This is a genomic window from Citrifermentans bremense R1, from assembly GCF_000426865.1.
In the GTDB taxonomy this organism is placed as follows: Bacteria; Desulfobacterota; Desulfuromonadia; order Geobacterales; family Geobacteraceae; genus Geomonas; species Geomonas bremensis.
The window spans coordinates 140,501-153,453 of sequence record NZ_KE384581.1 but is presented as its reverse complement, the minus strand read 5'-3'; the positions used below and the strand labels follow the sequence as shown (position 1 = coordinate 153,453).

Genomic DNA, 12,953 nt, shown 5'->3' with positions numbered 1-12,953 from the left:
CGCCTGGCGCCGAAAACCGGAGGTTCTGCCACATGGAAATCAGGATAGTGCCCCTCAGCGAGGGGGAGAAAAAGGCGAAATTCAAAGACGAATCACAGCTTGGCTTTGGCACGATTTTCACCGACCGCATGCTTTTGATCGAGTGGAAGGTCGGCCAGGGGTGGGTAGATGCCAGGATCAAGAAGTACGAGCCGTTCCAGCTCGACCCGGCGGCGCTCGTGTTGCATTATGCCCAGGAAATCTTCGAAGGTCTCAAGGCCTACCGCTGGAAGGACGGCACCATCGCTCTCTTCCGTCCCGAGATGAACGCCCGCCGCTTCAACCACTCAGCGGACCGGCTCTGCATGCCCGAGATCCCCGAGGAACTCTTTGTGAGCGGCATTGAGCAGTTGGTGGCCGCCGAGCGCGAATGGGTCCCCGGCGCCGAAGGGACCTCCCTCTACATCCGCCCCGCCATGATCGCCGTGGAGCCGCATGTCGGCATCAAGCCTTCGGACCACTACTACTTCTACGTGATACTCTGCCCGGTCGGCGCCTACTACGCCAACGGCTTCAACCCCGTGAAGATCATGGTGGAGGACCATTACGTGAGGGCCACCCCCGGCGGCACCGGCGAGGCCAAGACCGGCGGCAACTATGCCAGCTCGCTCAAGGCGGGACTCGAGGCCAAGAAGAAAGGGTTCGATCAGGTGCTCTGGCTCGACGGCGTGCACAAGCGCTACATCGAGGAAGTCGGCTCTATGAACATGTTCTTTGCCTACGGCGACACCATCGTCACCGCGCCGCTTGAAGGAAGCATACTCAACGGCATCACCCGTGACTCGGTGCTTACCCTGGCCAAGTCGTTGAACCTGAAGATCGAGGAACGGCGCATAGACGTCAACGACCTGATGGCGGATCTGAAAAGCGGGAAGATCACCGAGGCGTTCGGCAGCGGCACCGCCGCTGTGGTAACCCCGGTCGGTACCCTGAGCTACGCCGGCGATACGGTCCAGGTGGGCAACGGCGGCGTCGGGAAGTACACCCAGGTGCTCTACGACACGCTGACCGGGATCCAGACCGGCAAGATCGAAGACCGATTCGGCTGGATCAGGAAGGTCTAGCCCCAAAAACAGGATGGCCGCGCGTGTGCTTCCCGCGCGGCCATCGTCATTTGTAGGAAGAAGAGCTGCCGCCCTCCTGCTGCTGTGTCCAAACGCAACTCACTGCGTCTCTCCCAACTCTCAAAAAAGGTCCATCTGCCCCTTCAAAAGATCGCCCGGAGGGGGCGCCACTTTTCCTCCACCCTCCATCCCCTTCCAGCTCTGCCCCGTCCGAATCATCTCCTGGAGCCACTTCTTGGGAACCGAGTGGTAGCGGCATTTTTTCAGTGTTCCGACGGTTATGGTGGCAGAGACGACTCCGCGCCGGATGCGCGGCACGATCTCCGTCACCTTGCCGATGAAGAGGAAACAGCGGGTGGCGTCTTTATGCTCCAGGAGCACCTCGTCGCCGATGATGGCAAGACAGATGGCGTGATGACGCTTGTTGTCGGCAAAGAAACTGACGGCGCATCCGGGCGTCGGAACCACCGGCCTCGACAGGTCGTCGCCGTCCCACACCAGCTCCTCGGCGTCGTCCGGCTCATCTTCGAGAACCTCTTCCGGGTCATCCCCGTAGTAAAGATCATCATCCGGAATGGGATCGTCCCAATCTTCCTCGATAGCGGCAGCGACTTCGTCCCCGGCATCCAGCTCCAGATCTTCCGCGACGCCATGTTCCTTTTCGTTCAATGTCAGCTTTGCCACAATTCTTCCCCTACCAATCTCACAGCGTCGTTGCTTGTGCCTGAACCAGGTACCACCGCGCCTGCAAAGTTGCTTACGGATCGCTTTGTACCGTGCGGATAATGCCATATCTTGCCGCGCACCACAAGCATTGGCGAAGCGGCAGACATTACGGGCGCTCCCGCCCATACTCTCAAGCTAAAAACCTCGCCCAGCCTTGACACTACCCATCCCCCTACTTATCTTCTTCTAGGACTTTAGGAGGCACTCCCATGATACGACCGGAAAAAATGACCGTTAAGACACAGGAAGCACTGGTGACGGCGCAGGAGAAAGCGGCAGAGATGTCCGCCGGCAGCATCGAGGCAGAACACCTGCTGCTCGCCCTCATAGACCAGGAGGGCGGGTTCGTCCCCGACCTTTTGAAGAAAATAGGAGCGCCGCTGGCCAAGCTGCGCGAGAGCGTCGACGAGACGCTGAAGCGCCTGCCCAAGGTGACGGGAGCTGCCCAGGTGTCGCTCTCCGCCACGCTGAACCGGGTGCTGGACCAGGCCCAGAAAGAGGCGGACTCGATGCACGACGCTTTCGTCTCCACGGAGCACCTGCTTTTGGCGCTGGTGGCCGCGAAGGACGCACCGAGTTCCCGGCTCTTGAGCCAGAACGGGGTCACCCGCGACGGGATCCTGTCGGCGCTCAAAGAACTGCGCGGCGGCGAGGCGGTGAACGAGCAGGACCCGGAGGGGAAATACCAGGCGCTTGCCAAGTACTGCCGCGACCTCACCGACCTGGCCAGACAGGGAAAACTCGACCCGGTGATCGGGCGCGACGACGAGGTAAGAAGGGTGCTCCAGGTCCTGTCGCGCCGCACCAAGAACAACCCGGTGCTGATCGGGGAGCCTGGCGTCGGCAAGACCGCCATCGTCGAGGGACTCGCCCAGCGCATCGTTTCGGGCGACGTCCCCGAATCGCTCAAGGACAAGGTGATCATGGCGCTCGACATGGGGGCGCTGATCGCTGGGGCCAAGTACCGCGGCGAGTTCGAGGAGCGCCTGAAGGCGGTGATCAAGGAGGTGGCGCGCTCGGAAGGTAAGATCATCCTCTTCATCGACGAGATGCACACGCTGGTGGGAGCCGGTGCCGCCGAAGGGGCGATGGACGCCTCCAACATGCTGAAGCCGGCCCTGGCCCGCGGAGAGCTGCACTGCATCGGCGCCACGACCCTCAACGAATACCGCAAGCACATCGAGAAGGACGCCGCCCTGGAACGCCGCTTCCAGCAGGTATTCGCCGGCGAGCCGAGCGTGGAGGAGACCATCTCCATCCTCAGGGGGCTCAAGGAGAAGTACGAGAACTACCACAAGATACGGATCAAGGACGGCGCCATCATCGCCGCTGCCACCCTTTCGGACCGCTACATCACCGACCGCTTCCTCCCCGACAAGGCGATCGACCTGATCGACGAGGCCGCGTCCCGCCTCCGGATCGAGATCGATTCGAAGCCGACCGAGATCGACGAAATCGACCGGCGCGTCATCCAGCTCGAGATCGAGCGCCAGGCCATGCTGCGCGAGCAGGACACGAAGGTGCTGGACCGGCTCAAAAAGCTCGAGGAGGAACTGAACGGGTTGAAGGCGCAGTCGGCGAAGCTGAACGAGCATTGGAAAAGGGAGACCAACCTCCTGAAGGATTTGGGGGAGCTGAAGCAGCGCAAGGAGGAAAAAGCCGAGGAAGCCAAGCGTGCGGAGCGCGACGGCCTCTTGGCCCGCACCGCCGAGATCCGCTACGGCGAGATACCCGCCATCGAGAAGGAGATGGAGGAGAAGCGGCTCACCCTGGAATCGGTCCAGAAGGAAGAGAAGATGCTCCCGGAAGAAGTCGATGCCGAGATGATCGCCGAGGTGGTGGCCAAGTGGACCGGCATTCCGGTGAACCGGATGCTGGAGACCGAGTCGGACAAGCTGGTCAAGATGGAGGAGCGGCTTAAAAGCCGCGTGGTAGGGCAGGACGAGGCGCTCACCCTGGTGGCGAACGCGGTGCGGCGCGCCCGCAGCGGCCTCTCCGACCCCAACCGCCCCATCGGCTCTTTCATCTTCCTGGGACCTACCGGCGTCGGCAAGACCGAGACGGCGCGGGCCTTGGCCTCGTTTCTCTTCGACGACGACCAGGCCATCGTCCGCATCGACATGAGCGAATATCAGGAAAAGCACACGGTCGCCCGGCTGATCGGAGCCCCTCCCGGGTACGTCGGCTACGAGGAGGGAGGGCAACTCACCGAGGCGGTGCGCCGCCGCCCCTACTGCATCGTCTTGTTCGACGAGATCGAGAAGGCGCACCCCGAGGTGTTCAACGTCTTCCTGCAGATATTGGACGACGGCCGGCTCACCGACGGCCAGGGGCGGACGGTCGATTTCAAGAACTCGGTCATCATCATGACCAGCAACCTGGGCTCGCAGTGGATCCAGCAGTACGGGGCCGCCGACTACGGAAAAATGCAAAGCGAGGTCATGGAGACCCTGCGGGAGGCATTCAAGCCCGAGTTCCTGAACCGGGTCGACGAGATCGTCATCTACCACTCGCTGCCGCTGGAAAGGATCAAGGAAATCGTCTCCATCCAGTTGCAGTCGCTCACAAAAAGGCTGGAGGAAAAGGGGCTCGGGCTGGAGGTGACCGAGCAAGCGCGCGGATTCCTGGCGCGGGAGGGATACGACCCTGCCTACGGGGCAAGGCCGCTCAAGCGCGCGTTGCAAAGGAAGATCCAGGACCCGCTGGCGCTCATGCTGCTTGAGAACAAGTTCGCCCCGGGCGACGTAGTGGAGGTCGACCTCTCGGCGCAGGGAGACTCCCTGACCATCGGGAAAAAGGCCTGATGCTGTAAACGGTAATTAATAAATTGCCAACTATCGGCAAAGCTGATAGTGTACGCGGCGCAAAGCTGCTGCTTTGCGCCGCGCTTGCGGCACCTACCCTGGGGGGAGTTCCTGAATGAAACGTTACTCAACAATCATGTCGGTATTACTCACACTCGCACTGCCCGTAGCCGGCACCTGCGCTGACGCACCGCAGGCCCCCGAAAAAGCTGAGGCGTCCAAAGCCGAGGCGTCCAAAGTCGAGGCGCCCAAAGTCGAAGCGTCCAAAGTCGAGGCGATAAAGGAATCGGTCTCCAAGAGCGGTCACATGATGATGGGCGGAGGGGCCGCCCCCGCTGCAGAAGGCGCAGCGGCAGCACCGCCTCCCAACCTGAACCCTGCGGGCAAGGTCGTGGAGACCATGGACGGCGGGGGATACACCTACGCCAACATCGACAGCGGTGGGACCAAGACCTGGGTCGCCTATCCCGTCCTTCCTACCAAGGTAGGGGACACCCTCTCCTTCAAGGGATGCATGTCCATGGGCGGCTTCCAGAGCAAGGCGCTCAACCGCAAGTTCGATGACATCCTGTTCTGCGGCTCTCCCGAGATCGCAGGCGCCAAGACCGCCTCGGCAAAACCCGCCGCCAGCGAGAAGAAAGCGCCTGCAGGCCCAATCAAGGTGGCAAAGGCCACCGGCGCCAACGCCTACACCGTCGAGGAGATCTTCTCCAAGCGCGGCTCCCTGAACGGCAAGCAGGTCGTCGTCAAGGGCCAGGTAGTGAAGGTTGCCTCCGGAATCATGGGCAAAAACTGGATCCACCTGCAGGACGGCACCGGCAACGCGAAGAAGAAGACCAACGATCTGGTGGTCACCACGACCGATCTGGCTGAAGAAGGGGACATCATCACGGTCTCCGGCACGCTCGCCAAAGACAAGGATTTCGGCGGCGGCTACAAGTACACCGCCATCATCGAAAAAGGGAGCGTCAAGAAGTAACGCCGCCCGAAGAGAGCAAACGAAGGCCCCCCGCCTATGACGGGGGGCCTTTTTTAGTCAAGAAGCCCCGGAGTGGAAAACTTATCCCCGGCCGCTTGCTGAGCTGCCCGGACAGAAACGGACTAAACCCAACTAAAGAGGCCGCCATGAAGACCCTCCTGATATCCCTGTTCCTGGTTCGCTTTGCCGTCGCCTACCTGTTGCGTTACCTGAACCTGCGCCACCTGAAGCGGTACGGCACCACTATACCCGAGGGGTTCGCCGGGGCCATAGACCAGGAGGCGCTGGCTAAATCGGCGCGCTACACCCTGGAGCAGCACAGGGTAGGTCTCGTTGAGTCAATCTACGACAGCGCGCTGCTTCTCGTTTTCCTGTTCACCCCTTTGCTCCCCCTTTACGACCACTGGATCGCCTCCCTTTCCGGCTCTTACCTGGTCCGGGGGCTCACCTTCATGCTTCTCATCTTCCTGGCGCAGAGCGTCCTGGAGATCCCCTTCTCGCTCTACAGCACCTTCCGACTGGAGCGGCGCTACGGCTTCAACACCACGACGCCCGGCCTCTGGCTTTCCGATTTCTTCAAGTCGATGCTCATTTCGGCGCTTCTCACGGGAATCCTGGTGAGCGCGGCACTGTTGCTGGTCCGGCACTCCCCGGAACTCTGGTGGCTCTGGGTCTGGGGCTTCTTCGCGCTCTTCTCCATCACCATGATCTACCTCTCGCCCTACGTGATCGAGCCGCTCTTCTCCAAGTTCGAGCCGCTGTCCGATCCCGAGTTGGAGGCGGAGATACGGGTCATGCTGGACAGGGCTGGGATCGAGGTGAAGGGGGTATTGCAGATGGACGCCTCCCGCCGCAGCCTCCACTCCAACGCCTACTTCACCGGCATAGGACATGTGAAGAGGATCGTTTTGTACGACACCCTCCTGAAGCAGATGGATCGCCAGGAGTTGCTGACCATCCTGGCGCACGAAACCGGCCACTGGAAGAAGGGGCACATCTGGAAGCAGCTGCTCCTCATGGAGAGCGTGGCACTCGCGGTCTTCTTCCTGGTGCACCAGTTGATCGGCTGGGGTGGGCTCCCGGGACTCTTCGGCCACCAAGAGGCCTCCTTCCCGGCCCAGGTGCTCTTGGTCAGCTTCATCCTCTCCATCGCCTCCTTCCCGTTCACCCCCGTCGGCTCCTGGCTCTCCCGCCGCAACGAGCGCGAGGCGGACCGGTTCGCCGTAGAGCTCAGCGGGGCTCCGCACGCCCTCGCCTCGGCCCTCGTCAAGCTCTCCTGCGAGAACCTCTCGAACCTCCATCCTCACCCGCTGTATGCCGGGTTTTATTACAGCCATCCCCCCGTCGTGGAGAGGGTAGCCGCCCTGAGGGCCATGGCGTCCACCGGCGAGCGTCGGAATAATTAACAGGGATCAATTGCGCCGCTCATTTTGCATGATATTTTTTCTGAGGCCTTGGCCACAAAGATAAGCCACAGGAGCCGATCCATATGCGTCTGAACATCCTCATTACCGCTTCCGAAGCAGTTCCCTTCGCCAAGGAAGGCGGGCTTGCCGACGTCGTCGGCGCTCTCCCGAAATACCTCGAAGCCAGAGGGCATGACGTCCGGGTGGTGATGCCCCGCTATTACAAGGTGGACCGCGACCGCTACCGGCTGCGCCAACTCCCGGGCGCGCTGGTCGTGCCGATGGGGATCATCGGCGAGATGTACTGCGGCGTCCTGGAAGGGCGCATCCCCGGCAGCGACGTCCCCATCTACTTCCTGGAGCACGAGGAGTTCTACGGCAGGGACTCCCTTTACGAACGGGACAACAAGGGGTATCTCGACAACGACAACCGCTTCATCTTCCTCTCCAAGGCGAGCCTGGAACTGTGCAAGATGATCCGCTTCACACCGGACCTGGTGCATGCCCACGACTGGCATACGGCAGCCGTCCCCGTTCTGATGAACAGCTGGTACCGGCACGACCAGTACCTCTCGCAGTCGGCGTCTCTACTCACCATCCACAACATGCAGCACCAGGGAAGCTTCTACGAAGGAGCCATGGACGTGCTCGGGATCGGATGGGAGCACTTCACCTATCTGGAGCTGGAAAAAGAGAACCAGGTGAACCTCCTGAAAGGGGGGATCTACCACGCCACGCTCCTCAACACGGTGAGCCAGGGGTATGCGCGGGAGATCCAGACGCCGGAATACGGCTGGGGGCTGGAAGGTGTGGTGCGGGAACGGGCGGGGGAACTCTCCGGGATATTGAACGGCGTCGACTATGAGGAGTGGAACCCTGAGGGGGACCCGCTGCTTCCGGCCAACTACAGCGCGCGGGACCTTGCGGGGAAGGGAGTGTGCAAGCGCGAGCTGCAACGCACGCTGGGGCTTCCGGAGCGTGAAGACGTGCCGCTGATAGGAATGGTGTCCCGCCTGGTGAAGCAAAAGGGGATAGACGTGCTGGCCCAGGCGCTGCCACGGATCCTCGAACTCGACGTGCAGCTCGTGCTCTTGGGGGCGGGCGAGCCTTGGGCTCACTTCTACTTCGGGGGGATGGCCGCCGGGCGCCCCGACCGTTTCGCTTGCCGTATCGGCTACGACAACGCGCTCGCCCACCAGATAGAGGGTGGGTGCGACTTCTTCCTGATGCCCTCGGCTTTCGAGCCGTGCGGATTGAACCAGATGTACAGCATGCGCTACGGCACCATCCCCATCGTGCGCGCCACGGGCGGGCTGGACGACTCGGTGCAGAACTTAGATGCCCAAACCCGCAGCGGGGACGGTTTCAAGTTCTGGGACCTGAACGCCGGCGCCCTGTTCGACACCGTCGGCTGGGCCGTACACACCTGGTACCAGGACAAGGAAGGCATCCACTCGCTCAGGCAAAACGCCATGGCCAAGAGGTTCACCTGGGAGGACGCGGCCGCCAAGTACGAGCGGCTCTACCTGGAGGCAATGAGAAGAAAGCTGGGCGAGGAGCGGTACGGGCAGACCACCTCTCGACTTACCCCTCGGGAATTCCGCAATCGCCCCACCATTCCCGGTTGCAACACCCCCTGAGACTGCGGGCTGCGCTGTTGCGAGTGAAATGGGGCGCTGCGGAGCAGCTTTTCGCTATTCCAAATCAAATAGCACTATTCCAAATCAAATAGCACTATTCCAAATCAAATAGCACTATTCCAAATCAAATAGCACTATTCCAAGTCAAATAGCGCTATTCCAAGTCAAATAGCGCTATTCCAGATCAAATAGCACTATTCCGAGCAGAATTTCACTATTTTCAAATCGATTTAACAATTCCCAAATCAGAATTGCATAAACCCGAACCGGAATTGCACAAACTCGAATCGAAATAGCATAAACCCGAATCAGAATTGCTTAAACCCGAGCCGGAATTGTTAATTCCGAATCGGAATTGCACAATTCTCCGCGAGACTTTACTATTCCCTACCCGAATCCCACTTTCGGGGGGCGTATAAAGGATCTTGTGTAAATGCCCCTTCGGATTGGATGCGGATCGATCCCGCTGGCACCGAGGGGAAACTAAAAAGGCGCCCCGGAAATCCGGGACGCCTTTTTAGTTTCAGCCAAAGCCTGTTGCTACATCTTGTTCAGCAGCGGAACGATGAGCAGGGAGACGATGTTGATGATTTTGATCATCGGGTTGACCGCAGGGCCTGCGGTGTCCTTGTACGGGTCGCCTACGGTGTCGCCGGTAACTGCCGCCTTGTGGGCTTCGCTACCTTTGCCGCCGTGATAGCCGTCCTCGATGTACTTCTTGGCGTTGTCCCATGCACCGCCGCCGGTGGTCATGGAGATAGCCACGAAGATACCGGTGACGATGGAACCGACGATCACGCCGCCCAGAGCCTTGGGCCCGAGGGTGAAGCCTACGACGATCGGGGCGAGGATCGGGATGAGACCCGGGATGACCATCTCCTTGAGAGCGGTCTTGGTGACGATGTCGACGCATGCGGCGTAGTCCGGCTTGCCGGTGCCTTCCATGATCCCCTTGATGGTGCGGAACTGGCGACGAACCTCGTCTACGACCGCGCCGCCTGCCTTACCGACGGCTTCCATGCACATAGCTGCGAAGTAGTAGGGGAGCATGCCGCCGATGAAGAGGCCGACGATGATGTACGGATCGGAGAGGGAGAAGCTCTTGTCGGCGATGGTCAGCTCCTGCACGTAGGAGGTGAAGAGGATGATCGCGGCAAGGCCTGCGGAGCCGATGGCATAGCCTTTGGTGACGGCCTTGGTGGTGTTGCCGACCGCGTCGAGCGGGTCGGTAACGGCGCGGACGGAATCGTCCAGTTCAGCCATCTCGGCGATGCCGCCGGCGTTGTCGGTGATGGGGCCGTAGGCGTCCATGGCGACGACGATACCGGTCAGGGAGAGCATGGACACAGCCGCGATAGCGATGCCGTAGACCCCGGCGCAGTTGGAGGCGACCACGATGCCGGCAGCGATGACGATAACCGGAAGGGCGGTGGACTTCATGGAAACGCCGAGACCGGCGATGATGTTGGTGGCGTGGCCGGTCTTGGAGGCTTCGGCGATGTGCTTGACCGGAGCGTACTCGGTGGCGGTGTAGTACTCGGTGATCCAGAAGATGGCACCGGTAACCACGAGGCCGACGATGGCGGAGATGAAGATGTTGAGGGCGCTGATGGTGGCGCCGGTGGCGGTGGTCAGCCCCTGCGGGAACATCTGCACGGTCACGAAGTAGAAGGCGATGCAGGCGATCACGGCCGAAGCGATGAGCCCCTTGTAAAGCGCGCCCATGATCTTGCCGGAGCCGCCGAGCTTGACGAAGTAGGTGCCGATTATGGAGGCGATGATGGAGATGCCCCCCAGGATCAGCGGGTAGTTTACTGCAGCCGAGTTGGTGAAGGTGATGGCGCCAAGGAGCATGGCGGCGATCAGGGTGACCGCGTAGGTCTCGAAGAGGTCGGCGGCCATGCCGGCGCAGTCGCCGACGTTGTCGCCCACGTTGTCGGCGATAACTGCCGGGTTGCGCGGGTCGTCCTCGGGGATCCCTGCTTCGACCTTGCCTACGAGGTCGGCGCCGACGTCAGCGCCCTTGGTGAAGATACCGCCGCCCAGGCGGGCGAAGATGGAGATGAGCGAGCCGCCGAAGCCGAGGCCGACCAGCTGGCCGACGATTTCTTTGACCGGAGCGCCCGGCATGATCTGCTGAAGCACCATGTAGTAGCCTGCAACGCCCAGAAGGCCGAGACCGACAACCAGCATACCGGTGATCGCACCACCCTTGAAAGCGACGTTGAGCGCTTTGTGGATGCCGGACTTGGCAGCCTCGGTGGTCCTCACGTTGGCGCGGACCGAGACGAACATCCCGATGAAGCCGGTGAGGCCGGAGAAGACTGCGCCGACCAGGAAGCCGACCGCGGTCTTCCAGCCGAGGGTTGCGAAGAGTGCGACGAACATGGCGACGCCGACCACCGCGATGATGGTGTACTGACGCTTCATGTAGGCCCCTGCCCCTTCCTGGATGGCTGCGGCGATCTGACGCATCCGCTCGTTACCCTGGGGAAGCCCCAAGATCCACTGGGCCGAGATAAGACCGTAGGCCACTGCCGCCGCGGCACAAGCCAGGGCGAAGACTACTGCATACTGTTCCATTGAAAAAAATCCTCCTATTTAGATATGCCTCAAAAAGGCGTGACTTCCCTATGCGCAGTATAAATCCTTTCATAAAAACGGGTGATTGTTATCGAAAAGCGTGCCTTTTGTCAATCTAATTCATTATCTACGGTGCGAAAAGATTAAATGTTTTGCGCTTTTAACTGCTGACCAACTACCCCTGATCGCGTATACGCCGGCCCAGTCACAGTAGATGAGTGCCGACATAGCGACCGCAGCTCTCATCTCATCTAATAGGGTATGGGCTAGGCTCAATGAGACACCGCGGCAGCAGTGATCTGCAACTCGCCGTTTCCTGCCAGTGTCGCCGCGCCTTTGACATAGTCAGCGTCCGGTAAACAGTTGCGCATTCAATCTCGAATATGTATCATAACGCGATGCTCGATCTTAAATGTGGCGATCAAACTTATCCTCTGCAGATCTCTCCCGACCGTATTCTTTCGGTGCTGCGCCCCCGCCCCTTTGTCCCGCAGGGTTCGCCGTCCCAACTCATAGAGAAAGCAATGGCGGGTTGTGAGCAGGCCCTGTCGGCCTTCAGACCCGGAGAAAAGGTGGTCGTCGTCACCTCCGACGTCACCAGGCCCACCGGCAGCGAGGTTTACCTCCCCATGCTGGTGTCCCGCCTGAACCAGGCCGGAATCAGGGACCGCGATATAGAGATAGTGATCGCACTGGGGATACATCGCAAACAGACCGAAGCCGAGCAGAGAAAGATCCTCGGTGAGGTGTACGGCCGGGTCAGGGTCAGCGACCACGACTGCGACGACCCCGGCGCGCTGGTGTACCTGGGGGAGACCTCACGCGGTGTGCCGGTCGAGATAAACCGTTGCGTCGCGGAGGCGGACCGGCTCATCCTTACCGGCGCAATTACCTTTCACTACTTCGCGGGATTTGGCGGCGGAAGGAAAAGCCTGCTTCCAGGCGTCTCCAGCCGGCGCAGTTGCATGGCGAGCCACTTTGCCCTGTTGAACCCGGAAGAGGGAAGCGGCAGGCATCCCAAGGCGGTAACGGGGAACCTGGAGGGGAACCCGGTGCACGAGGCGATGCTGGAAGCGTGCGGCAAGCGCCCCCCCGAGTTCATCCTGAACACCGTGCTCGGCCCGGACAAGAAGATCGTTGCCGCCTTTGCCGGCGACTGGCGTGACGCCCACCTGGCAGGGTGCCGCTTTTACGCCGACGCCTTCTCGGCCCCCATCGACGAATTAGCCGACCTGGTGCTGGTCTCCTGCGGCGGTTTCCCGAAGGACATCAACCTGATCCAGGCGCACAAGTCGATGGAGTATGCAAGCCGCGCCCTGAAACCGGGAGGGGTCATGGTGCTTCTCGCGGAATGCCGCGACGGCTACGGCAACGCCACCTTCTTCAACTGGTTCGGCTACCCCACCTGCTTCGAGTTGGAATCGGCACTGAGAAAACGCTACGAGATCAACGGGCAGACGGCCTGGTCGGTGAAGGAGAAGGCGGAGCGATTCAAGGTAGTGCTGGTTTCCCGGCTCCCCGGGGAAGAAGTCAGGACCATGGGAATGACCCCCGCGCAGACGCTGGAAGAAGCGATGAGCGCAGCGCTCCCGATGCTCCCCGAAAAGTATCGCGCCTACGTGATACCCGAGGGGGGGAACGTGCTGCCAGTGCACTCTCCCGCGTAACTGCCGCCACAGATATGAAACGAGATCCGAAAGACCCATCGAAAG

Annotated in this window: 8 protein-coding genes; 6 read left to right on the top strand and 2 right to left on the bottom strand. The window is 60.9% G+C overall.

Annotated elements, in window-relative coordinates:
- The first annotated feature begins 32 nt into the window (after positions 1–32).
- Positions 33–1,103 carry a branched-chain amino acid aminotransferase gene (locus K419_RS0119590; RefSeq protein ID WP_026843019.1) on the top strand — a complete coding sequence of 357 codons (1,071 nt, stop codon included), beginning with the start codon at positions 33–35 and terminating at the stop codon, positions 1,101–1,103.
- A 120-nt stretch (positions 1,104–1,223) separates the two neighbouring features.
- Here the strand turns inward: K419_RS0119590 and K419_RS0119585 are convergent, their stop codons facing one another.
- On the bottom strand, positions 1,224–1,787 hold the full coding sequence (locus tag K419_RS0119585; protein WP_026843018.1) for a hypothetical protein: 564 nt from the start codon (positions 1,785–1,787) through the stop codon (positions 1,224–1,226).
- Positions 1,788–2,038: 251 nt separating this feature from the next.
- Between K419_RS0119585 and clpB the strand changes: the two genes are divergently transcribed.
- The 4 genes from clpB (at position 2,039) to glgA (ending at position 8,658) form a co-directional block, all read left to right on the top strand.
- Positions 2,039–4,633 carry an ATP-dependent chaperone ClpB gene (gene clpB / locus K419_RS0119580; RefSeq protein WP_026843017.1) on the top strand — a complete coding sequence of 865 codons (2,595 nt, stop codon included), beginning with the start codon at positions 2,039–2,041 and terminating at the stop codon, positions 4,631–4,633.
- A 115-nt stretch (positions 4,634–4,748) separates the two neighbouring features.
- Entirely contained in the window at positions 4,749–5,612 is an 864-nt protein-coding gene (locus K419_RS0119575) for a hypothetical protein (RefSeq protein ID WP_026843016.1), read from the top strand.
- A 146-nt stretch (positions 5,613–5,758) separates the two neighbouring features.
- Positions 5,759–7,018 carry a M48 family metallopeptidase gene (locus tag K419_RS0119570; RefSeq protein WP_026843015.1) on the top strand — a complete coding sequence of 420 codons (1,260 nt, stop codon included), beginning with the start codon at positions 5,759–5,761 and terminating at the stop codon, positions 7,016–7,018.
- An 83-nt stretch (positions 7,019–7,101) separates the two neighbouring features.
- Entirely contained in the window at positions 7,102–8,658 is a 1,557-nt protein-coding gene (glgA, locus tag K419_RS0119565; protein WP_026843014.1) for a glycogen synthase GlgA, read from the top strand.
- A 540-nt stretch (positions 8,659–9,198) separates the two neighbouring features.
- Here the strand turns inward: glgA and K419_RS0119560 are convergent.
- A complete protein-coding gene (locus K419_RS0119560) occupies positions 9,199–11,241 on the bottom strand; it encodes a sodium-translocating pyrophosphatase (protein ID WP_026843013.1) in 2,043 nt (680 codons plus the stop codon).
- Positions 11,242–11,624: 383 nt separating this feature from the next.
- On the opposite strand from K419_RS0119560, the gene K419_RS0119555 reads away from it, so the two are divergent.
- Positions 11,625–12,908 (top strand): nickel-dependent lactate racemase family protein, encoded by a 1,284-nt coding sequence (locus tag K419_RS0119555; RefSeq protein WP_026843012.1) that lies wholly within the window; start codon positions 11,625–11,627, stop codon positions 12,906–12,908.
- Positions 12,909–12,953: the final 45 nt, after the last annotated feature.